Source organism: Sporosarcina sp. Y1011, from assembly GCF_057669885.1.
In genome coordinates this window covers 104553-129231 of record NZ_JBYHFP010000002.1, presented here as the reverse complement: position 1 = coordinate 129231, position 24679 = coordinate 104553, and the positions used below count along the sequence as shown (strand labels likewise).

General features: G+C 41.5%; 17 protein-coding genes. 8 read left to right on the top strand and 9 right to left on the bottom strand.

Annotated features, from left to right (window positions below; translation table 11 throughout):
• The first annotated feature begins 74 nt into the window (after positions 1–74).
• The 4 genes from AC25Y5_RS02865 (at position 75) to AC25Y5_RS02850 (ending at position 5439) form a co-directional block, all read left to right on the top strand.
• On the top strand, positions 75–1331 hold the full coding sequence (locus AC25Y5_RS02865; RefSeq protein ID WP_488139023.1) for an S-layer homology domain-containing protein: 1257 nt from the start codon (positions 75–77) through the stop codon (positions 1329–1331).
• A 261-nt stretch (positions 1332–1592) separates the two neighbouring features.
• The gene (locus tag AC25Y5_RS02860; protein WP_488139022.1) at positions 1593–2993 is read left to right on the top strand and encodes an MBOAT family O-acyltransferase; all 1401 of its coding nucleotides are present in this window, start codon (positions 1593–1595) and stop codon (positions 2991–2993) included.
• 12 nt (positions 2994–3005) lie between these two features.
• Positions 3006–4049 (top strand): hypothetical protein, encoded by a 1044-nt coding sequence (locus tag AC25Y5_RS02855; RefSeq protein ID WP_488139021.1) that lies wholly within the window; start codon positions 3006–3008, stop codon positions 4047–4049.
• A gap of 70 nt (positions 4050–4119) precedes the next feature.
• The gene (locus AC25Y5_RS02850) at positions 4120–5439 is read left to right on the top strand and encodes an S-layer homology domain-containing protein (RefSeq protein ID WP_488139020.1); all 1320 of its coding nucleotides are present in this window, start codon (positions 4120–4122) and stop codon (positions 5437–5439) included.
• Positions 5440–5556: 117 nt separating this feature from the next.
• Here AC25Y5_RS02850 and AC25Y5_RS02845 read toward each other — a convergent pair whose 3' ends face one another.
• The 3 genes from AC25Y5_RS02845 to AC25Y5_RS02835 all read right to left on the bottom strand — a co-directional run bounded on the left by AC25Y5_RS02845 (position 5557) and on the right by AC25Y5_RS02835 (position 11000).
• Entirely contained in the window at positions 5557–7413 is a 1857-nt protein-coding gene (locus AC25Y5_RS02845) for an LTA synthase family protein (RefSeq protein ID WP_488139019.1), read from the bottom strand.
• 190 nt (positions 7414–7603) lie between these two features.
• Entirely contained in the window at positions 7604–10117 is a 2514-nt protein-coding gene (locus tag AC25Y5_RS02840; RefSeq protein WP_488139018.1) for a phosphodiester glycosidase family protein, read from the bottom strand.
• Positions 10118–10379: 262 nt separating this feature from the next.
• On the bottom strand, positions 10380–11000 hold the full coding sequence (locus tag AC25Y5_RS02835; RefSeq protein WP_488139017.1) for an S-layer homology domain-containing protein: 621 nt from the start codon (positions 10998–11000) through the stop codon (positions 10380–10382).
• A 146-nt stretch (positions 11001–11146) separates the two neighbouring features.
• On the opposite strand from AC25Y5_RS02835, the gene galU reads away from it, so the two are divergent.
• On the top strand, positions 11147–12025 hold the full coding sequence (galU, locus tag AC25Y5_RS02830) for a UTP--glucose-1-phosphate uridylyltransferase GalU (RefSeq protein ID WP_488139016.1): 879 nt from the start codon (positions 11147–11149) through the stop codon (positions 12023–12025).
• A 400-nt stretch (positions 12026–12425) separates the two neighbouring features.
• Here galU and AC25Y5_RS02825 read toward each other — a convergent pair whose 3' ends face one another.
• The 4 genes from AC25Y5_RS02825 to AC25Y5_RS02810 are packed head-to-tail and all read right to left on the bottom strand — an operon-like array spanning position 12426 to position 15768.
• Positions 12426–12755 (bottom strand): EamA family transporter, encoded by a 330-nt coding sequence (locus AC25Y5_RS02825; RefSeq protein WP_488139015.1) that lies wholly within the window; start codon positions 12753–12755, stop codon positions 12426–12428.
• A gap of 1 nt (position 12756) precedes the next feature.
• Positions 12757–13098 (bottom strand): EamA/RhaT family transporter, encoded by a 342-nt coding sequence (locus tag AC25Y5_RS02820; protein WP_488139014.1) that lies wholly within the window; start codon positions 13096–13098, stop codon positions 12757–12759.
• Positions 13095–14828, bottom strand: coding sequence for a DUF6020 family protein (locus tag AC25Y5_RS02815; protein ID WP_488139013.1), 1734 nt, complete (start codon positions 14826–14828; stop codon positions 13095–13097). Before AC25Y5_RS02815 ends, AC25Y5_RS02820 begins: the two co-directional genes overlap by 4 nt.
• A 4-nt stretch (positions 14829–14832) precedes the next feature.
• Positions 14833–15768 carry a glycosyltransferase family 2 protein gene (locus AC25Y5_RS02810; protein ID WP_488139012.1) on the bottom strand — a complete coding sequence of 312 codons (936 nt, stop codon included), beginning with the start codon at positions 15766–15768 and terminating at the stop codon, positions 14833–14835.
• A gap of 307 nt (positions 15769–16075) precedes the next feature.
• On the opposite strand from AC25Y5_RS02810, the gene AC25Y5_RS02805 reads away from it, so the two are divergent.
• The 3 genes from AC25Y5_RS02805 to AC25Y5_RS02795 all read left to right on the top strand — a co-directional run bounded on the left by AC25Y5_RS02805 (position 16076) and on the right by AC25Y5_RS02795 (position 21920).
• Positions 16076–17392 (top strand): glucose-6-phosphate isomerase, encoded by a 1317-nt coding sequence (locus tag AC25Y5_RS02805; protein ID WP_488139253.1) that lies wholly within the window; start codon positions 16076–16078, stop codon positions 17390–17392.
• Between the two features lie 156 nt (positions 17393–17548).
• On the top strand, positions 17549–19279 hold the full coding sequence (locus AC25Y5_RS02800) for a phospho-sugar mutase (RefSeq protein WP_488139011.1): 1731 nt from the start codon (positions 17549–17551) through the stop codon (positions 19277–19279).
• Positions 19280–19415: 136 nt separating this feature from the next.
• The gene (locus tag AC25Y5_RS02795; protein WP_488139010.1) at positions 19416–21920 is read left to right on the top strand and encodes an S-layer homology domain-containing protein; all 2505 of its coding nucleotides are present in this window, start codon (positions 19416–19418) and stop codon (positions 21918–21920) included.
• A gap of 140 nt (positions 21921–22060) precedes the next feature.
• Here the strand turns inward: AC25Y5_RS02795 and AC25Y5_RS02790 are convergent, their stop codons facing one another.
• Together AC25Y5_RS02790 and AC25Y5_RS02785 are read right to left on the bottom strand one after the other, a co-directional pair.
• Positions 22061–23182, bottom strand: coding sequence for a C40 family peptidase (locus tag AC25Y5_RS02790; protein ID WP_488139009.1), 1122 nt, complete (start codon positions 23180–23182; stop codon positions 22061–22063).
• A gap of 328 nt (positions 23183–23510) precedes the next feature.
• Positions 23511–24584: an S-layer homology domain-containing protein gene (locus AC25Y5_RS02785; RefSeq protein ID WP_488139008.1), complete on the bottom strand. Its 1074-nt coding sequence runs from the start codon at positions 24582–24584 to the stop codon at positions 23511–23513.
• Between the last annotated feature and the right edge of the window lie 95 nt (positions 24585–24679).

Below are 24679 nucleotides of genomic sequence, written 5' to 3'. Positions count from 1 at the left end.
GAAATTGGATAAATTTAGTTATAATAGTAATTATAGTACGGAAAAAGGACAGAAGAAAGAGGAGAGGGTATTAGGTGAAAAATCGATGGATGTGGCGATGGATTGGATGCATTGTTGTCGCAGCAGTTATGTCACTCAGTATACAAACGAAAGCTTCATCGCAGTCATTTAAGGACGTTCCTCCAAACCATCGTTTTTGGGAAGTAATCCAGAGCATGCAAGAGAGAGGACTGATTAATGGCTATCTGGATGGCACGTTCAGACCAAATGAAAAAGTTGCACGTAAGCATGTTGCCCAGTTATTGGACAAAGAATTACAATTGAAAGTGAAGAAGGACACAAATTTCCGTTACAAGGATGTGCCTGCGAGTCATCCCAACTATGATGCGATTTTAAGAGTTTCCCAAGCAGGTATCTTTAGCGGTGATCGCAATGGGAACTTCAATCCTGACGCTCCGCTCACGCGAATTCAGATGGCTAAGGTGCTAGATGTAGCATTTGGATTGAATATTGAATCCTTCAAACATATTCCGGACATCAGTAAAAATTATTGGGGCTTTATGCACGTTCAGGCTTTGTATTCAAACGGGGTCACAGTTGGAGATCAGGGGTATTTTAAACCAAACGATTCCGTCACACGCGCTCAGTATGCAGCGTTTATGCATCGTGCGTTAAAAGTACCTAAGGTTACAGAAGTCGATTCTAATAAACCCTTGAAAAAAGAAGAAATACTGAATTTAGTCTACAGATTACCAGTTACAATCGAAACTACGATTAACAGTTTTAAACATCAGGGATCTCAATTCAGCGTGGTTCGCACAGAACTTTTGAAAAATGTAACTCCGTCGTTTATAGATTCTGGTTTAAAAAATTACTACGCTAACATGTGCACGCACTGTGATTTGGGTCTTTTTCCAGCTTTAATGGATGAAACAGATTATCGTTTTGAAATTCTTGAAAACAAATCAAATTTAGTCCGAATTCGTACGATTTCCTTTGATGCTCCGCTTGAAGCTGCCGGTTATTTGGAGTATACGTTTGTAAAGCAATCGGGCCAATGGAAACTGTCAGAATATGACTGGAATCATTTGGGGGCAAAAAGCTTTGAACTTTCAAAAGAGGAATCACTCCAAATCGTGAAAAATGATTACGAACGCTATAGATCGCCAAATGTACGCGTGAAGTTGCTCAATACTAAACACGAGAATGTATATGATATATACACGGATAAGAATTATCGTCGGCTTGTGTACCAGATGCAGGTGGATAGTGGAAAAAGTAGTTTCAATGTCACTTTTTATCCACATAGCGGACTTATCCATGAAGAATGAATAGAAGTTACTAGAAGTCTGTAAGATGGATAATAGATTCTAACACAATTCATGTCTATCATTTTCCAGTGACGCGAATTAGTATGAATGGAGAAGTAGCCCCTTGACCCTTAACTGTGGATCATCAAGGGGCTATTTCTATTGCCTTCTATTACATTTTTTAATGTTGCTAAAACACAATCAACCACGACATGATTTTATGTAAGATTCCTGTTAAGATTAGGTGTACGCTAACTTTATAGAGTAAAGGTGACATGCATCGTGATATTTAATTCATTTGAGTTTATTTTTCTATTCTTACCTATCGTATGGGTGCTTTATTTCATATTAGGAAAACTTCATATCCCATTTGCGAAAGCCTGGTTACTCGCAGCTTCGGTATTTTTCTATGGCTTTTGGAATCCAGCTTATTTACCGCTCATTATCACTTCGTTGCTTGTGAACTTTACAATAGGGGCGTTTTTGGGCAAGGATAAGGGCGGAAAATTTCGTAAGGTAGTCGCGACAATCGGAATTCTTTTCAATGTATTGTTACTTGGCTACTTTAAGTACTTTGATTTTTTCCTTGAAAACGTCAACTTCTTTTTCGATACGAATATTCCATTGAAAAATATATTATTACCTTTGGCGATCAGTTTTTACACATTTCAACAAATCGCTTATTTAGTCGATTCATATAGATTGGAAACAAAAAAGTACAGTTTTCTGAACTACAGCATATTCGTCATGCTCTTCCCGCAGCTTATTGCGGGTCCTATCGTCTATCATGGTCAAATGATGCCACAATTCAGCGATAAAAAGACGTACTCGATTCAATTTGAAAACATATCGAAAGGTCTTATAATTTTTGCAATTGGTCTATTTAAAAAAGTAGCGATTGCTGATGTATTTGCTAAGTATGCGAATAGCGGCTATAGCTCAGTCGATTCACTGACGTTTATCGACAGTTGGATTACATCATTAGCCTATACGCTACAACTTTACTTTGACTTTAGCGGATACTCAGATATGGCGATTGGACTGGCATTATTATTCAACATTAAAATGCCAATCAATTTCAACTCACCTTATAAAGCGCTAGATATCCAAGACTTCTGGCGCAGATGGCATATTACATTGTCGAAGTTTTTAACGACGTATTTATACATTCCGCTCGGTGGGAACCGGAAAGGGAAATATCGGACGTATATTAATATTTTCATTATTTTTTTCGTCAGCGGAATTTGGCATGGAGCTGGTTGGGCGTTCATCGTTTGGGGAACGTTGCACGGTGTCGCAAGCATCATCTGCCGTTGGTGGAAACTGGCCGGCTTTAAGATGAATAAAATGATGGCATGGATGACAACATTCCTTTTTGTTCACCTGGCTTGGGTGTTTTTCCGAGCAGCTACATTCACGGATGCGATAACGGTGCTGAAGGCAATGTTCGGGTTGAATGGTGTTCAACTTACAGGGCTTTATACCATATTTAATGAAAAACTATGGATCATCGGGCTCTATTTGATATTTGGTTTACTTCTATCATGGTTTGCAAAAAACTCGGTTGAAATTATGGATAGCCAAAAAAGAAACGTGTTATTGGCTCTGTTTATTTCTATACTGTTATTTTATAGTACGATGCAGCTGCAACAAGTGAGCGAGTTCTTATATTTCAATTTCTAAGGGGATCATCTTATGTCGGATAAAAAGTTTACGGTAACGATCGTTATTTTATTCGCTGTGCTCATATCAAGTGCTGTGAGCTTCAATTTCTGGATAGACCCTCTCTGGCACTACAGTCATGCACATGCGTACAATGACGTTCAAAAAGTTATTGATGAGCGAGAGCAGAAAATAGCACAGCTGCATTTTAAAGAAAAGGATTTCGATACACTTTTAATTGGGAGTAGTAGGTCCACTTATATTCATCCTACTGCATTCGGTACATGGAATGTCTTCAATGCTTCAGTTGCGAACCTTTCTATGCGTGAGTACCAAAGTTATATTTTATATGCACAGTCGCAAAACAAGGATATTGAACGAATCATACTCGGAGTCGACTTTTTTAAGTCAAGTGTAGAAGAAGCAGGAGCAGCGCGGTCTGTGAACAATTACGAAAAGAAAGTCAGTCAACCTTTTTATCGTACAAAAAACCTATTATCGTTACAAGTATTGGGATACTCCATCAGCAATTTTAAGCTATCAAGAGGAAATCTGATTTCTGAAGATAGGCTTTACAATAGGCAAGGGGAAGCATTCGCAAAAAAACTGTCTGAAAATGAAATCGAAAAAATGGCGGATGAAAAGATCGAAAGATTTGAAGATACATTTTACGGAGAACACTACACGTATTATCCGAAATATGCGGAAATCATGGCTAAAGTAAAAAATACGGTGCCCAATGGTGAAATGATTGTGTTTACAACGCCCATCTCCACGGAACTGTTCAAAGCACTCGTGGATACCGGTTTGTATGACGACTACGAAGTATGGATCCGTGATTTAGTAGAAGTCTATGGAGGCATCTGGAACTTTATGTATCCGAATACTGTCACGAATGATATCAATAACTACTATGACGGGCATCACTTCTATCCTGAAATCGGGGATTTGATGGCTAATCGTATTGAGAATAGGACGGCAAGCCCAGCTGCAGATGATTTCGGCGTTTATGTGACGCCTGAAAACATTGAAAAGCATTTGAAGGAAGTCCGTTCATTGGTAGCGGAACTTGAATAACAATTGGTTGAAATGAAAATGGTTGACTATATAATATCTGGGATTAAGCATAGAAAGGGGAATCGGGTACATGTCGTTTAAAACAACGATTTTGCATAGATTTGTTACATCTATGATTGTAATGATGGTGCTTGTTTCCTCAGCTGTTCCTGCGTTTGCGGCAACGTCTTCCTTTAAGGACGTTCCAAGTAGCTATGCTGAATCAGTGGAATTTCTCGTTGCGAACAATTATTCAAAAGGTGTAACTGCGACGCAATTTGGAACGGACCAACAAATCACGCGAGGGAGTGCGGCAGTTATTTTGGCGAACGCCCTCGATTTACCGGATTCTGGGACTAACAATACAAAATTCTCTGATGTTCCGAAACGAGCGGTAGCCGCTATTCATTCATTGAAACAAGCAGGTATTATAAATGGTAAAAGTGCAAGTTATTTTGGATTCGAAGACAATTTAAAACGTGGAGAAGTCGCGTTGATGCTCACGCAAGCAGCTGCTTATAATTTGCAGGGGAATGTGAAGAACATTCATTTTAAGGATGTAAATTTGCGTTATCGGGAAGCCGTTGCTGGCATGGTTGACCACAACATTACAAATGGAAAAACTGCTGAGCGTTTCGGTACAGATGATCAGTTGAAACGTGGTGAGTTCGCAGTTTTCATGTATAGGGCTGAGATGCTTAAACTGACTAAATCACTCCCGAATTCTTACAGCGATCTGTCTCAGAAGCTGATGTCTCAAGAAGTTTCTTCTATTAAGCTGATTGGTGATAGTATCACGGCGGGGATGGGTGTGCAAGGGCATTTCATCCCGAAAGATGGCCGGATTATTTTCAGTGATGATAAAGGCCAAGTATACCGCGAAGCGACTCATACGACAGACGTTTGGGCAAATCGACTAAGAGCGTATATGAAAAACCCGGAATTTGGTGCTATTGATGTGATTAATGCAGGAATTAGTGGGAAATCTGCAGCATGGACATTGAAAAACAGTAATCAATTAATGAGGCAGAAAGAAGATGTCGTTGTTGTTATGATTGGTACGAACGACCGCATTGACAGTAGTTTACAGGAGTATGAAGCGAATATCCGAGAATTGCTCAAAATTGTCGACGTGCGTTCAGAATATATGATTGTCATGTCACCGCCACCTTCGACGAACGAGACGTATGCTTATCGTTTTTCAGCACAAAGTATCGACAATGTGCTGAAAAGGATCAGTAAAGAAAAAGGGTATACGTTTATCTCTCATTTTGACGCCATCAATGAGTATCTTGCCAGTAACCCCAAAGTTGCGTATGAAGATTTGATGGAAACAAGAAGTCCCCATCCGACCGCGGCAGGTTACAAAGTCATGTGGCAAAAGATGATGGAGAAGTTGGAATTAAAGTAAATAAAGTAAGATGATAAGTACCCCTCACCGTTGTAGGTGAAGGGTATTTTGGTATCCAACAAATGAAAAAAACAAGTTTAGAACGGATACCTTCTCTCCGTTCTAAACTTGTACTCACTATTGCTCAAATAATTTATTTCGTCCGTACTGGTCGCCAAACAGCAGGTCATATTGGATAAGCTGGTAGTCCTCTTTAGCCCTCTCTGCCTTATCCGGCGTAACCAATAGCAAGTTGTCATTTGCGTCAATCTTGAGCTCCCGTGTATACCCAGGCATGACTTCTTTGAAGTTTTCCAACAGTGAATAATACAAGGGCTTATCAATTCCAGCCATATCGAAAACAGCGGGACCCAGGAATGTTGGACTGATTGTGCCCAGTTCGGGCGTTACAGCCCCATAATTATTCCAAAGAACGAGAGGTGTAGTCCTGGTTTTTCGGTAATCCTCCAATTCCCATTTGTCTTCTCCGGCTGTCCAGGGGACAAAATCAGCTAGTTTGTATAATCGGTAATCTTGGCCAATGGCTGGTAAATGGTCGCCGAAAAAAACGATGATTGTGGGTTCGTCGGAATCTTTGTAGTAATCCATTAGTTCTTTTAACGCTGCATCGGCATCTGCAACCCCTTGCGTATATGATCGGAGCATGTCGTTATAGATTTGATCTACTTCCGTCTGCATCTGTGCATTAACAGTGAACTCGTTATATTTATCCACGCTATAGCCGGTATGGTTTTGCATCGTTATTGCATAAATGAATGCCGGATCCTCAGCCATTTCGGTTTGCTCGATAATTGTCTTCGTTACTTGTTCATCTGAAACGAACGGTCCTTTGTAAATCGGGTTTTTGAAGCCATCAATGTCGATGAATTGCTCAAAACCAAAATGCTTGTAAACTTCTTCCCTGTTCCAGAACCATTTAGGGTAAGGGTGGATTGCGGTCGTTTGATAGCCTAAGCCCGATAAGTATGACGGCATGGCAGGGAGTGGATCTTTAATGTATTGTTGGTACGGAACGGAACCAATTGGAAGAAATACGTTTGAAAAACCAGTCAGCGCCTCGAATTCGACATTGCTCGTTCCACCTCCAAATGTCGGTGTCAGAATCGAACCGGATTGAGTTTTCCTTACCGTTGGCATAGGATCCGCATCGAATGTAACTTTATCCATCAGTGTCGGATCCCAGAAAGACTCGCTCATGATGAAGATGATATTAGGTTTCGTGTTTGGAGGATTCGTTTGTCCCGATTCTGATTTCTGCAGGTTATCCACGATTTTATTTATATTCTCTTCGTTATAGCCTTTTGGTGGCAATACGATTGCACTTTGCATATTTAATAAGAAGGTTACAAAAAAACCGTTCGTTTTATAGTTTCGATTTTGGTCGAAGGTAAGATTGGTAACCCCAGCTAGCTTGAGTGACGATTCAACTTGCGGGACTGATCGGTAAAAAGTAAAGGCACTTATGTACACAACACTCATTCCGACAAACAGTAAACGTACCCACCAATTTAAACGAATGACCCGTACCGGTTTTTTTACTAAGATATAGGTGATTATCGCGGAGATAAGAACGACTACGCCTATAATAACAAGAACGACTTTTGTTATATTAGCTTGTTGATAGATGTTGGGCAACAAATTTAAAACGTTATTATAAAGAAGCAAATCCCATGGATATAAAAATTCACTTAAAAAACTAAACTTAAAATAACTCATCATTGCAAGAAAGAGTACAATTCCATTTGTAAGGATAAAGCTGATTACATAGCGATTGAACAACCCTAAAAACAGAATGAACAAAAAATAGATGATCATTAAGTTAAAAAAGAAAGCTTCGGTTTTTTCATTGCGCCAAACGAGTGTTTCCTCATAACTTCCACTCAATAAGGTTTCGATACCGATTAGTAGAAAGTAGAAATAGACGATTGTCAGGAGTAATGTTACAAGAGCTCTATAGTTTACACGTAATTTCAACTAATCACCTAAATCGTAAAAGTATTATCATCAATAATCCAGTTTAACACGAATGAGTTCTGGAAACGAGTTTACAATGCCCCTGAAATGAGCAACCAACACTTGGGCTTCTTGTATAAGCGGAGACATCGTTTTTTTAGGTAAAAAAAAGGACCATGACTGGACTCAATTGTCAGCCATGATCCTTTTTTTATTTTGCTTTAAATTCTGTTACATTATCTTTTACCATCGGGGTCCCTTTAGAACTTTGGGTAAAATGCGTAACAACTAGTCGGTAGTTACTGCCTGATGTATAACCACCCTCTGGAGCGGAAATATCGACTTTGCGTGAATCCGCATTTGCTGAAACTGTAACAGGTTGACGAACACCGTTACGATCTTCTACATAGATATACTTATTTGTGAAAAAATCTTTTTTCATAGCTTGTGAAAATGTGACTGTGAACTTTTTATTTGTTGCTACTTCCCGTGCAGACGGGGAGGGAACAAAAGCTTGCTCTACGTAAGATTTATCGGAATAGAGTACTTGAAGTTTATCGAACAGCAAGAACCCTTTGTCTTTTTTCGCTGATGATTGTTCGGCAATATAAATTTTGTTCAACGTGAGTGGTGCAGCGGCGGTACGAGGAATAACCGCTTCGACGTATTTCCAACCTGTCCAGTTCAAACCATTTTCTTTCGTGAAGTCTACCACGATTTCTTTTCCGTTAGTATCCTTCAGGGAACCGCGGAGCCAATGGTTGTTGCCGTCGCCGTATACCCAAACACCGAGTTTTTTCGGCTGTGAGGCTAGTTTTAAGCCGTTTGTCCATGTCATGTAAGCGGCTGAAGTTCCTTCTTTATATCCTGTAAAATCATAATTTAGCCGTACGGAAGCGTTTTGGTCATGAGCTTGGATCTTATTCTCAAGCGCAAGTGATGCTGTAGCGCGCGCTGTCGTTGCCTCTAGTCCGCTGACTGATTCGAACGAGCCCAAAGTGAGGGGTTTGTCCGAAACGGTTACAGGTACGGTTTTGCTTACCTTGCCGACTGTTGCGGTCATCAAGCCTGTCGCTTCGTTGGCATTTGCGATGAATAAGTTACCTTCGATTGTACCCACATTTGAGGGGACAGAAAATGTAACTGCATCCGGATTGAGGGTCACTTTGTTGCCTTTTAGAATGCCCTGGACGTTTACAGTCAATCTTTCACCCGTACCTGTGCGGATGTCGGAAGGTGTGATAAGTAGATCATCGATTGAATCTGTTACAGTAACGGGTATTGTTACGGATGCATCCCCGTAAGAAGCAACGACTGCTCCCGAACCGGCTTTCATACCTAGAAATTGATTGTTTTCAATTTTTCCGATGCCATTCGTTACGGACACCAGTTTCAATTTTTTCTGATCAATGGGAAGGACGTTGTAATATTGGTCTAAAACAGAATCTACTGCAAAGTCAGCGGCAGCACCGACCATTACCGGGCCTTGTTGTGCTTGACTTGCTTTGATAAAGTGCGGGTCACTATAAGGAGCTGTACTAACTGCCTCAAGTATGGCGTTCACTGAACGCTCACTGCCGCCAGATGGACGGTTTGCAAGAGTAGGATAGACATCGCCGTATTTCCGTGTCACCATTGTTGTCGATCCGCCACCGTCTAAATTGATGGCGTTATAAGCGCCTACCTTAACGAGGTGGTTTGCAAATTCTTGTAGCGTCATGCCAGTACTGACTCCTTTAAGACCTGAGTCTGCTGTGACAAAAAATGCTCGTTTGCCTGTAGCATCTGTAGCTACAGCTGTGCGTGCAGTACGCTCTTTTGCGCGTCCGCTGTTTGGATCGATCGTCATGGCGACTTTACCATTTTGTACGAGAAGCGGGCCCGATGCCAACATGAACTTCGAATCTTTCCAACTTGCATCGACGTCGTATGCAACGGAAACGCTGTCGCCAATTTTCATATTACGAATTTTATCGACTTCTTTTCCATGTGCGGAGAGCACGAAACCACGTCCGTTTGCCGGAATAGTAGCGCTTGTCGCTTGTCCATTCTGGCGAATCCCAATGACTTTACCAGTAACTTTTTCACCTAGTGCAATATTTTGTTCGACAGAAGTTGCGGTTTCGACAACAACTTCTAATCCTGTACCGTTCGTTCTTGTTCGTTCATATGACCAACTCGATGTAAACAGGATGCTTTCATCTACATTTCGTTCCTTGTTTAGAGAAGTTAATCGAGTTGTTTTTCCTGCATGTTCAACTTGGACTGACAAATCATACGTACCAATTTTCGCTGTGTTGTCAGAAGTCATTCCGAATGCAGCCGGCGTATGCATGAAGTCGTTATAATTTGTGGATACAGCCCCAAGATGTTGTATAATGCCATCTTTCACTAACAAATAGCTTGGAAACTTATTTGTAAAATGGAAGAACGAAGCATTGATGGCTCCAACGACATGGTTCTGGTTTTGGGTATGTAGTGTTGCTAGATTTCTAACATAGGCAAGCTTGTTAATAGGATTTGAGACACCTACGTCAATTGTGGTGTAGGGCTGATTAAGATTGATAGATAGCTGGTTAACAGTCTGTTTGTTGCCACCGATGGTTACAGATTCCTTTGTATGATAGACGCCATGTGAAACATTTGCCGCAGAAACGTCTAGTACACTGACTTGAAAAAGAAACATTAAAACAACAATAAGCGGAAAAATTTTTTTCTTGAACATTTAAAAACTCCTTTGGATTTCAATGACTCTAGTATACAAAAATATACTAGAATCTACCATAGGCAAATTGGGCATACCGGAGGGTGGCGAGTCTATAGGTAGGGGATAACAAAAAAAGAACCAATGAGACAGAAGTGTCTCATTGGTTCTTTTTCGGCTTCAACCGGGTAAACTATATTAAATAAAACAGGATTGTTCCTACTTATTCATTTTAACATATTTTTTTAAAAATACAATAACAATATCCTTCATCTAAAGCATTTTAAGAGACATCTACAACCTTGGGTGGCTCAATTTTTGATAGACCGTCAGCTTTGTATATAAATATCGCGAATTCACCGCGCTTAATATGATCGGATCCGCCAAATTTTGTGGCCGACTTACCTTGCGTTATGTTATTTTCCACGAGTGCCGCAACAGACGATATGAATCTTGGGCTGACATCTGTGAATGGAATACGATCTTGACTTGCCTTCAGTTCATATGCAGAAGCGATCACCTTGGCCATTTCAGACCGTGTCATCGTATCGTTGGAACCGTATTTACCAGGGGACTTCCCGCTAACGACACCTTTTGCAGCGAGTGCATTGACAGCCCATAAACGGTTAGTAGGGACATCCGTAAAACCAGCGTTTGGGGATTTTGAATTTTCATTGAACCCCATAGCACGCGCAACCATGACAGCTGCGTCAATTCTTTTGATGGATACTTGTGTCCCAAACTGGGTAGGTGATATTCCTTGGGCATAGTTATTTGCGACGATGTAGTCGACTTCAGTTTTGTAACGGTCACCAACGTCACTAAAGGCAGCGGACGTTGTCGGCCCTTGAATGACGAAAGACAATAAGAGAATAGAGAGTAGTAGAGATATAGTTTTTTTCAAAATGAAAGCCTCCTTCTAATTTATTAGTCTACACGTTTACTAGTGTCGTAGCAAAAGGATTTTAGCCTATGCATAAAGGCGTAATAAAGCTGTTAAGCGTAAATATGTTATAATGAAGGAACACACAGTACTAATTGGAGGTCACTATGAAAAAAGTTAAAAAAGTAATCATACCTGCGGCAGGATTAGGGACACGGTTTTTGCCGGCTACGAAAGCGATGCCAAAAGAAATGTTGCCAATCGTTGATAAGCCAACCATTCAATACATTGTAGATGAAGCAATTGCGGCAGGTATCGAGGATATTATTATTGTTACAGGAAAAGGAAAGCGCTCAATTGAAGACCATTTCGACCACGCATTTGAATTGGAAGAGAATTTGATTCAAAAAGAGAAATATGAACTTCTTGAAAAAGTGAATGCCTCTTCTAATGTAGATATCCATTATATTCGTCAAAAAGAACCACTTGGATTGGGTCATGCCATATGGTGTGCGCGGAACTTTATCGGTGACGAACCGTTCGGTGTCCTGCTTGGCGATGACATCATTAGTAGTGAAGTACCCGCGCTTAAGCAATTGATGGACAAGTATGAGGAAACCGGAACGAGTATTATTGGTGTGCAAGAAGTGCCACTGGATCAGATTCATCGTTATGGCGTAATCGATCCTGTGTCAACGGATTCGAATTTGATGAAAGTGAAAAACTTCGTCGAGAAACCGACTCAAGAAGAAGCGCCATCCAATTTTGCGATTGTCGGTCGCTATGTCCTGACGCCTGAAATTTTTTCGTTTCTTGGAGAGAAAAACATTGGAAAGGGTGGAGAAATTCAACTGACAGATGCCATTGAAAAGTTGAATACCATTCAAGATGTATACGGTTATCAGTTTGAGGGTAGACGTTACGATGTTGGGGAAAAGCTAGGTTTTATAGAAACGACGTTGGAATTTGCACTCGAACGTGACGATTTGCGTGATGATCTTCTCGCTATTATGGAGAAACTTGTAGACGCTAACAAAAACACATGAAAAAAGGTTCTTTGTCAAATGACGTTGGTGAAGAGTTTTAGCCGACTTTAATTGGTCTATTTAATTGTCACGGGGCTGTCTAGAAAATCAGTAAAACTGATTTTTTGTGGCAGTCCTTTTTATGTAGTTTTCCAAATATCCCGTTGCTTTCCGTTTCAGATGGACGCTTTCCGCGGGCTCACCGCACGCCCCACGGAACGCGTCCGCACGGAACGGAAATCAGCGTGTAGCAGGATTATTTTAGTTTCATAGATATTTATAAAAAAATGACATTAGTGAAATTCCATCCCTTTCTCCTGTTCCATGGAGAAGGGGATTTTCTTTCACCAACGTCATATATTGTACAACCTGAAAGAATGCCTTCGGAATTTAAAATTCCGAAGGCATTCTTTATGTGTTATTACATAACCAAAAACACGGTTCCAGTCAAAATGAAGGCCACACCAGCGATTTTTCGTGCGGATATAGGTTCTTTTAAAAGCCATGCCGACAAACACATCGTCCATATATACGTAATGGACGTAAGCGGAAAGACGACCGTGTAGGGCAAGAAACGGAGTGCAATGATATTAAGAATCGCGCCAGTTCCGTAACTTACCAAACCGATAAATAGCCATTTTATCAAAGCGGGTCGATTTTCTTTGAAATCTTGTGCAGAAGCCTTTTTCAAGAAATAGCCGCCCAGTGCACCGCACCAGGTCATTGTAATGAGCAATGTCACAAATAACATACTAATTGCGATCACCCCCGATTAGCAGAACACCGATCAAAATAGACGTTGTCCCAATCAAGATATTTCGCGTAATCTCTTCTCCGAGAAAAAAAGAACCGAAAATAATCGCGAATACATAGCCGACGGTTAGCAGGGGATGCAAGACAGATAATCGACCAAACCGAAAAGCAATTGTCATGAACACCGCGCCACAACCATAAAGGAAGAAACCAAGCCATAAATGCCAGTCAAACAGTCCATCGGCCATTTTCCAGAAAAGTTGACCGAGTGCGGTGCTGAGTGCAGCGGTCAACATAAGACCGATACCGATGGATGACGTTTTCTTTCGAGGCTCTGTCATTTCACTTGTCCTATCTCATCGAATTTGATGAAGCTAAAGAACAGCAGTGCATACATGACAAAGGAGTTCGATAGTAAGTACCTGAAATCCTGTGCGGGAATTCCGACAAAGACGGCACCTGTATTGAGTGCAACAGGCAATAGAATTAGCCATGAACGCCAATTATTTCGCAAATAACTGATATACGTGAAGAGCAGCGCAAGCAACGTATAAAATGCGGGGCGCCAAATAATATCTTTCGCTTTGTCAGTCGTCTTCATATAGTTCAAAGCCGTATTTGTTACTTGCGCATTCAGCACAGTATTTACTAATCCGTATTCATTATTCAAATAGATATTTGTCACGTACCGACTCGTATAGCCGTCAGCGGGTTCATTGATTTGCCACACAAGGGAAGTCTGTTTGAACAATCCTTTTGCTGCGAGATAGGGGTTCTGAGTGACTAATCCACCCCACATTTTTGCATACAATTTGGGATCATCATAAATGACGAATCGATCGTAATCGCCCCATGAGAATTTGATGGGATCTACGCTATAGGGATTGAATTTTTCAGTCCAAAGCGGGATTGGGAACAATCGATTGATATATTCCGTCTGTTCTTCCGTCATATCCCCTTCTTCCGTAACAATTGTTGCAATTTGCTGTGTAGGAATACTAAGCATTTCTTGCGGATCTGAAGGGTGAACTTTCAGTGCTGTATAGATTGGGCCTGTCACGATTTGATGTGTCAAAATGAGCATGACGGTGATTGGGAGAACTCTTTTCCAATGCGTTCTGTACATAATTAGGACGAATACCATCGTAACGACGAAAACAGGGAAGCCGTTATGCCGGAAAAAAACAACACCTAGACTTGCTAGGACAAATAAAATGATGAAAGGCCAACTGTTTAGGACTTTACCCGTAGATTTCACAATTAGGAAGATGAGAATAGTGAAAAGGAACAACACCACACTAAACGAAACGTCTTTCCAAATGGTAATTGAAGTGATGGCATGGATTGGGCTAAGTGCAAAAATGATTAGACCTAACCAGATAAAGGCCTTCGGAATACGCGCGCGTTCTAAGACGTAGCCTAAAAGTCCAGTTGTGAAACTGAACATGGCAATCTGGAACAATGCAATAATGGCGGGCGTATCTCGGATTTTCAATAAAAGACCGATGAGCCACGTGTGCACAACCGGATGCCAATCCGTATATTGCTTCGATTTCGCCTGTCCCCATTGGGCAAGCGAATCCGGTGTCATCGTACCCGGATAGAACGCTATGAGGAAGAAGAGCGACACAACTAAAAATGGCAATGCATAGAGTGCGATTTTCCATATGGGTACCGATTTCTCTTCTTTGTCGAGATTGATGGACAGGAAGAAGCGTATGATCGCCATTGTCCCGATTAGAATGGAAGAAAAGACACCAAACCAAACTCCGAGAATGAGGATTATGTGATTATCCATTAAAAAGGCTTGTTCGCCTCGAATGCTCACTGTAAGCAGCAACGGATACAAAATACCGAAGATCCATAAACTCACTTTTTTTGCTCGGGTCATCTCTTTTGCAATTCCAATGAATCCAATTGCATAGTGTACTAAAAATCCCAAGGGAATCGCTAACAGTAAAATGATATATACGGGTACATTTCGTATTGGTGTGAAAAAGAACAAAACCGAAAAACTGAGAAAAAGACTAATTCCCAGTAATCCGGCGATCCGTAAACTTATTGATTTCATTGGTTCAACGACCTCCTGAAGTGCGTTCTGTTATCCTATTCAACTCCAGTTCATATCGTTTCCGGTGTGTGCCCGCGACTGTATCTAGAATGAGTGCGCAAGAGAAAGACAGCATCGCAAGAAGGACAAAACCGACTGCTAAAATTGCGGATGGCACTTTTGTAATGAAGTTCGTTTGGAAGAACTCAATGATGACCGGTGTACCGGCACCAAGACCGAGTAGTAGAAAAAGGATAGACCATGACGTAAAGAACAGCATTGGTTTGTAGTCTTTGAACAGCGTGAAAATCATGCGAAGCACCTTGATACCGTCCGTAATTGTATTCAATTTCGACTCGCTGCCTTCCGGACGGTCCCGGTAATCGATGGCGACTTCTTTGATAAGAAATTTATTATCAAGTGCGTGGATAGACATTTCCGTCTCAATTTCAAACCCAGGGCTTGTGATAGGCATCGATTTGACGAACAATCGGTCGAATGCACGATAACCAGTCATAATGTCTGTTAAATTACTTTTGTAAAGTTTGTTGATAAGTCCTTTGACGAGGTTATTTCCAATGCCATGAAATTTACGTTTGTTTTCGTTGAAGTAAGTTCCGTTCGATAGACGATCGCCGATGACAAGATTTGCTTGCCCCGTGCGAACAGGCTCCATGATTGTATGGACAAACTCTGCTGGGTACGTGTCGTCTCCGTCCACCATTACATATATATCCGCTTCAATTTCACGGAACATCGAGCGTACAACGTTCCCTTTCCCTTGGCGGGGCTCGAAACGAACTATTGCACCATGTGCGCGTGCAACTTCTGATGTCCGGTCGGAAGAGTTGTTATCATACACATAAATTGTTGCGTCAGGTAATTCCCTTTTGAAGTCATCAATGACTGTACCAATCGTTTGTTCTTCGTTATAACATGGTACTAAAATAGCGATTTCCATTTGAATACTCCTCTTTGTAACTGTTAAGATTGAGTGTTTGATAAGTAATGAAGGTAAGGCTTGTCCTCGACCGAGTCGAAGTGGTTAACCTACCAACTATCTAACACAACTTACGATACAAGTATTTTTTCATACAACATTGATATTACCACGTTACTAGCTTTTGGTACAATTAGAACGGTGTAAACCGACATGAATATCGGAGGATAAATATTGCCCTCTATTAACGAACAGCGTATAATACACTGCATGTTTGCTATATTGACTGGGCATAATAAAATAACTGAATTTCTGGGAGGAAACAACTCTGCTACGTACGTCGAAGAAGAACACTACCCTGTCCCTGGATACCACATTGCTCGACAACTTTGCAAAGAAGGACGAACTTGATGTGTACCGCGAAGAAGTAAGGCAAATCCATAGTCGGATGCACAAAAAAATAGGGCGAGGTTCGGAATTCCTCGGTTGGCTCGACTTTCCACTTCGAAATCATGAAACACTTCTCACTACTATCGAAGAAACTGCGAAAGAGATTCGAGAAAATGCCACGGTTCTTGTGGTCATCGGTGTTGGAGGCTCTTTCCTAGGCGCCAAAGCTGTCAAAGATGCACTAGACCCGTATTTTAATATGGATAATGGAACGGAAGTCGTTTTTGCCGGGCAAAACATGAGCGGGGCATATTTGAACGGACTCATGCGCTATCTAGATAAAAATGATGTATATATAAATGTCATTTCCAAATCGGGGACGACAACTGAACCGGCGATTGCTTTTCGTATCTTGCGTAATTACATGGAGGAGCGATACGCAGACGAGGCATCGCGCCGAATTATTGTTACGACAGACAAGAAGCACGGGACATTAAAAGAACTTGCCGATGAGAAAGGGTACCGTACATTCATTATCGAAGATGATATAGGCGGCAGATATTCCGTTTTGACCCCCGTCGGCTTGCTACCACTTGCTGCATCGGGCCACGATGTTCGGGCATTATTGGAAGGTGCGCGTTACGCGGCACTTGAATTGCAGGATGAAGATGTTGAAACGAATAATGCCTATCGTTATGCGGCAATCCGTCAGTTGCTTCATTCGAAGGGATATGATATTGAACTGCTTGCCTCGTTCGAACCTTCGTTGAAGTATTTCCATGAATGGTGGAAGCAACTTTTTGGAGAAAGTGAAGGGAAAGGAAGGCAAGGGATCTTTCCATCAGCCGTATCCTATTCAACAGATTTACACGCGATCGGCCAATATATACAAGACGGCAGACGGTTCCTGTTTGAGACATTGCTCCATTTCCATGATGTAGGAAATGATCAAGCGATTCCCTTTGAAGGGGATGACCGGGATGAATTGAACTATCTAGCGGCCAAATCATTGAATGAAATTAATGCACTGTCGAAAGAAGGTACCGCACTTGCACACGCGGAAGGCGGTGTGCCTGTTATCAAGATTGAATTAGCGAAGCTTGATGAATTCAATCTTGGTTATCTGATTTACTTCTTTATGAAAGCCTGTGCAATGAGTGCCTATTTGTCAGGCGTTAATCCGTTCGATCAACCCGGAGTCGAAGCATACAAAAATAAAATGTTTGAGTTACTTGAAAAACCTGGCTATTTATAAGGTTTAAGTCAATTGTACGATTACTTCTCCCGAGAAACACTGCGGGAGTTTTTTTATCGTCTAGACGCCAGCAGGGAGGAATTGAACAAGCGCTTTCGCTTTTGTTCTTCAAGCGTCTAGTTGGGTATACTAAACGTAGTGTAGGAAATGGGAGGAATGAAGATGGATATGACGACTGTGGAATATAAGAAATGGTTAGATTCGGGATTAATCCCCGGAGAGCTACGCGCAGAATTGCAAACAATCAAATTCGACAGCGGCGAAATCGAGGACCGGTTTTATCGTTATTTGGAATTCGGCACTGGCGGGATGCGCGGTTTGCTGGGCGCGGGGACAAACAGAATGAACATCTTTACGATTCGGCATGCTGCAGAAGGACTTGCGTTACATATCAAGGAAAACGGGATGGATGCAATGCGTCGCGGTGTCGCAATCGCCTATGATACACGGCATTATTCATTCGAATTTGCAATGGAAGTTGCCAAGACGTTAGGGAAGTACGGCATACATATCTACTTGTTCAAAGAGAGTCGACCAACGCCGGAGCTGTCGTTCGCAATTCGGCACTTTAATGCGTTTGCGGGCATAGTCATCACGGCGAGCCACAATCCAAAAGAATATAACGGCTTCAAAGTATATGGCGAAGATGGTGGACAACTGCCTCCGGACGCGGCAGTCGGCATTCTTACGTATATGAAGACAATCGAAGACATCCTTACGATTGGTGTAGCTAGCGAGGAAACGCTTGTTGCGAACGGTCTATTAACCTATGTACTTGAAGAAGTTGATGCAGCTTACCAAAAACAACTTCTGACATTGCGCTCGGCTGACCTATCTCGCGATGCGTTAACGATTGTCTATTCACCTCTCCACGGCACGGGTAACATCCTTGTACGGCAAGGGTTGCAGGCGTTTGGGTTTGAAAATGTCCATATCGTAGCAGAGCAGGAACTCCCAGATTCTGATTTTTCAACTGTTCTGTACCCGAACCCTGAAGAGAAAGAAGCATTTGAGCTAGCAATTGAAGTCGGGAAAAAAATGAATGCAGACCTACTCATGGCGACAGATCCTGATGCAGACCGATTAGGAGTGGCGGTACGTACGACTGCAGGAGAATATGAACTGCTAAGTGGCAACCAGTTAGGCGCAGTGCTCCTTCATTTCATCCTCATGAAGAGAAAAGCGCAGGGTAACCTACCCGAAAATGGAGTCGTCATGAAAACAATTGTGACATCTGAAATGGGAAGGGCAGTTGCGGCCGAATTCGGTATACCCACAATCGACACGTTAACAGGCTTTAAGTACATCTCGGAAAAAATTGAGGCATTTTCGAAAACAGGTGACTACACATTCCTTTTCGGCTACGAAGAGAGTTACGGCTACCTCATTGGCGATTTCGTCAGAGACAAAGACGCTGTCCAAGCTGCTCTTGTAACGGCAGAGGCAGCGGCTTATTATAAGGCGCAGGGCTCATCTTTGTATGAAGCGTTGTTGGCATTGTATGAACAAGTCGGTCATTACCGCGAGTCATTGAAATCACTGACGGCTTCTGGAAAAGACGGAAGTGAGAGAATCAGACGCATCATGGCACATTTCAGAAACAACCCGCCAAAAGTCGTAGGAGGCATCCATGTAACTTCCATAGAAGACTATTATTCTCGTACAGTGAAAACTGCAGATGGACATCAATCCGCAATCGATTTACCCGTTGCGGATGTCATTAAACTCCATTTGGAAGGTGGTTCGTGGATTTGTATACGCCCATCTGGGACTGAGCCGAAATGTAAGTTCTACTTTGGTGTGAGAAAGGGTTCCCGACTAGAGGCAGTACAAGCACTTGAAAGATTAGAACTAGAGGTTATGTCAGTTGTGGAATCTATTGTATAAGTAAAATGATGGTTGGAATGTTTTGTAGAACAGTTAAAATGTTCCAGTAGAGTGTTCGTGAATATATTGATATACTAGAATCCTATTCTACTGTATTGAGGATAGAAGATTCATCATATTAGGAGGAAAACATCTTATGTCTATACAAAACAAATCATATCAAAAGTTCATCACAACTGCTGCAACAGCAACGCTTGTAGCATCAGCCATTGTCCCTGTGGTATCCGCAGATGTTAAAACTGCATCCACATTCTCAGACGTTAGTGATAGATATAATGAGGCAGTTACATATTTAGTTGATCATAAAATCACAAAAGGCGTTTCCCCGACAAAATTTGGAACAGAACAAGCGATCAAACGTGTTGACGTTGCAGTTCTAATCGCAAATGCCGTTTTAAGCGATAAAGAGTTGGCAGATGCTCCTGCTTCTGGTTTTTCGGACGTTCCTGCCCGTGCGATAAAAGCTGTCAATGCGTTGAAAGAAAAAGGCATCATTAATGGTAAAACAACAACGAAATTTGGTTCGGATGCATCAATTACACGTGGAGAAGCAGCGCTTATGCTCGCAGAAGCGTATAGCATCACAGGAAATACGGCTAGTGTAACGTTTTCTGATGTAGCGCCACGCTACAAAGAAGCTGTTGCTGCATTGGTAGATAATGAAATTACTACAGGTAAACTAGGCAATAAATTCGGTACAACTGATTCGATTAAACGCGGAGAGCTTGCGATTTTCTTGTACAAACTAGAGAATTTGAATGTGCAAGAAGCTAAAGTTTCTTCTGTAGTAGCAGCGAACGGTGTACAACTTGAAGCTAAATTCACACAAGCTATCGATCCTGCATCTGTCTTTGAAGATGGGGTTAGCGGCGCATTCAAAACAGGCGCAGTAAAAGTAACATCTAACAATAACAATCCAACTGGAGCCCTTTCAGGTGAATTATCTAAGGATGGCAAGACATTACTCATTACGTCAACAAACCTTCTTGAAAAAAGTTATGCCGTTATAATTGATAACGTAACTACGAAAAATGGTAAAAGCGTTGCGAAATATGAAGCTTTCATTACTGTTCCAGCTGATAGCGTAGCACCGACAATCGTCGGAACTGAACAAGTAAGTGTTTCAAAAGTAAAAGTGAAATTCTCTGAGCCAATGCAAGCATTCTCGGCTGTCACATTTAAATCGGCAGATGGTAAGACTGCGACTGGCGTTACAGGTAATGTCGAAAAAGGCGCAACTGAAGTCGTATTCGAGATGGACAATACTGTAGCTGCTGAAAAAGAAATTACAGCAACATTCATCGGTGCAAAAGACATCGCAGGCAACTTGATTTCACCTAATCCTTCAACAGTAACATTCAAAAAAGGTGCGAAAGATGGTGTCGCTCCTACGGTTTCTTCAATCACTCAAAAAGGCGCGAAACAATTTGTCGTTGCGTTCTCTGAAGAACTTTCTGAAAAGCCAACAGTTAGTGCAACTGGACATACAGATTTAACTGTAGAAAAAGATGCTTCTAATCCAACTCGCTATATTGTTACTTCAAAATCTTTACTTAGTGGTGTAGTTACTGTGGCTGTTGACAAAACAACAGATTTAAGTGGAGAAGAAGGCGCAGCATACAGTAAAGTCGTCACTTTTGTGAAAGACACTGTAGCCGCGAAAGTAGTTTCATCAAATATCGTCACAGACACAACGGATAAAAAAGAATATCTTGAATTCACATTCGACAAAGATGTCGTCCTTGCGACTGGGGCAGCTGTATCAGCTACTGGGAAACATGTGAAAGACTTTGTAACAACAAACATTACAATCGCATCTACACCAGTAACATATAAAGACGCAACTGATCAAAAAGTTGTTCGTGTAGCACTTGCTGATTTACTCAAAGGCAAAGACGTAAAAGACGCAGTTTACACATTGGACTTCACACTTGCTGGCGTTAAAACAGCAACAGACGTAGCTACAGAAACAGCAAAGGCTACATTTACACGTGGTGAAGACAGTGCGCCAGAAAATACAAACGTTGTAAAAGTCACTAGTGTCGTACAAGATGCGAAAGACAATAACAAAGTAAACGTTACATTCGATCAAAAAGTTGACGGTGCAACTGCAACAACTCTTTCGAACTATACAATCGATGGTGCTGAAGTTGAATCTATCCTTTTGAACGCTGAAAAAGATGGCAAACAAGTAGCAGAGCTTACACTTAAAGCAGGCTCAAACACATACACAGGTGTTCGTAATATTGCTATTAAAAATATCAAAGCAATTGGATCTACTAAAACAATGGCGTCTTACACGACGAATGCTATCTCTCTAAAGGAGAACATCGCACCGACTGTGACATCAGCAAAACTGACTGCCGATGACACAATCAAGCTAACATTCTCTGAAAATGTTACTGATGCTAATGAAATTGACTTCGAAGTGCTGATTGACGGGAAAACAAGAGCAGTCAAAAATGAAGTGAATGCATTAATCGGTTCAACCGCTACAAAAACTGTAGAAATCAAAGTAACAGCGATTACAGCTGCTGAACTAGCTAAAGGTATTTCATTGAAAGCACTATCTACACTTGATGTTAAAGATGAAGCAGGTAATAAACTGTCCATTCCTACTAGTGTCGTAGTTACTCAATAATTTTTCATGAATGATCGATAATTAAATAAACTGTATAAATACAAAAACGAAAAATCAGCCAATTAGGAACCGGCTGATTTTTCGTTTTTTACTGCAGAAAAGGCCAGCACCACCATTCATGGTAGCAGACCTTAAAAAGCTCAATTCATAGAGTATAGCCGTTTATAACTGTCAAAGTGTTTACTCCAATAGCTATCGTTCACGCTTGAAATCTGGACACGGTCGCCACCGGCATGGATAAATTTGTTGTCGCCGATATAGATACCTGCATGGGAGATTCCTGATCGGTACGTATCTTTGAAAAACACCAGATCACCGACTTGAGGATTGCTCACTTCATAGGAACGTGCATCAAACCCTATTGTGTTTGTACGGGGTACGCTAATACCTGCCGCATTATACACGTGGTAGATATATCCACTGCAGTCGAACCCACGAGCAGTAGCACCACCCCATACGTAGGGGGTACCGAGGAATGAGGTAGCCGTTGAAACAATCGTGCCGACTGTACTTGGAGTGGTTGAAACAGACGGATCTATGACAGGTGCCGATACGGGTTTTGTATTCGGAACAGTCGCAACAAGTGAATTTTCAACCTTCAATACTTGTCCAACACGGATGAGACTGGACGACAAATTATTCCAGTTCATAAGTTGTGTAACCGAAATCCCTTGGCGGTATGCAATACTCGATAAAGTATCGCCAGCTGCAATACGGACTGTTCCATCTGTCGAAACCACACTAGGGGAAGCAGATAATTCCGATGGAGGCGGCGTTGAAGCTACTGGTTGTGACTTGTTAGCCGTAGTCGACGGTTTTACCGCTTGGATTTTGCCAGTTACCTTCAATACTTGTCCAGTATAGATAATATCACCGACTAGCCCATTTAGTTGTTGGATGGCGCTAACGGTTGTTTTATGTTGGTTAGCAATTCGAGATAACGTATCACCAGACGTCACCAAGTATGTATTTGTAGATGTAACTGTTTGTGATACAGGTTCGCTTTGAACGGGATTCCTACTAATCTTAGTTGGTGCATTTACTGCCGAAGCCACAACCTTCAATGACTGATTAGGGTAAATCACATCTGACGTTAAATTATTCCATTGTTTAAGATCTGACAAAGAAACTGTGTTTGTCGAAGCGATTTTCCAAAGACTATCACCAGGTTGCACGGTATATGAACTTGCTTCTGAATCTACAGCACCAACGAAAAGTGCCAATGAGCCTGTAGCGAATGCTGAAAAAACAATTTTCTTCATGAATTCTCTCCTTCATTTTGTGCTTTTTGTAATAGTTTTTTTAGTAGATGCATAGAATGCGAGTTAGTCTCTATTCTAGCCAGTAAGGAGGAAATAGGCAATAGGCAATAGGCAATATATCTAATGATTGCAATTAGATTGTAAGGGGGAGCTCGCGGAATTTGTCTTGAAAGAAGTGACCACCAAATCAACTATAGAAAAACTACATAAAAAGGTCTGTTCGGGACATTTTTTTCTATAGCTGCTCATACGTTTGACTTGATGAAAAACACATCAAAAACCCTCTCATCCATTCAGGACGAGAGGGTTAGACATATAAATTCAGTTGTTATTCACCAACAAATACACGCAAGTTCACGTTAAATGTTTCCCAGAACTCGGTGCCGTCTTGGTAACCGAACAATGTAACTTTGATATTGTTCGCTGCAAGATCGCTTTCAGCATTCGGCGTTTCTTTCAACAAAGTAACCATCTGATTTTGAATAACTGTTTTCGCAGCTGCAGCATCTTTATCAACATTCACTAATTTTCCGTTATCAATACGGATATCGTTAACGCCAAGTTCAGGAAGTTTGTCCGAGAATAGGCCAGTCCCTTGCAGTGCTTTAACGCCTTCGTCCAAATTGTAAGCGGTTAGTGTCAATGTATCTGTCTTAGGATCGAAACTAGATTCGGCTACTTTTTTACCGTCAACTTCGACAGTTCCATTTTCAAGAACGATTGCACGAATTTGGTCTTTCGTTTTTTGAACGATGGCAGCAACTTTTTCAAAGTTTTCAGCACGGACAACGAATGTCGACAATTCTGCACGTGTTACGTTAGCATCCGGCCTAAACGTTGTAGCTGTTTTGCCTTTTGTTACTTTGTTGTCAACAAGTGTGCGCACATGATCTGCGTACCAAGCACCGTCTTTAACATCTGTGAATGGATTTTCAGTAGATTGGTTCAAATTCAGTTTATAACCAAGGTCAAGCACTTTTGCCATGTGAGCACGTGTCATCGGTGCATTCGGTTGAAACGTCTTATCATTGAATCCTGCCATAAGGCCTGCATCTGCAAGAGCTGCGATATCGTTGTAGAAACGATTCGATTTCTTAACATCTTTAAAACCAGGATCTTTAACCGTCTTCACATTCAAACCAAGTGAGAGAGCAAGTATTTTGGCAGCTTGTCCGCGTGTTACAGCAGTATTAGGTCGGAAAGTCCCATCAGAATAGCCTTTAAGGATTCCTCGTTCAGCGAGGTTCATGATATTCGGGCTGTGAACCTGATCCGCTTTTACATCTGGGAATGAAGGTGCGGCATCCACCGTAGCAGGTGCAACAGCAACAATCGCTCCTACAGCAACCGCCGCAGATAGGGCAGTCAAGTAGGCATTTCTTCGTGAGTTGGTTTTCGTCATTTAATTCCCTCCAGTAACTAGATTGTAATAATGATAGTCTAATAGTGTGTAGACTACACTACTATAGCATAATTGCTAGTTTATTGAAAATTTAA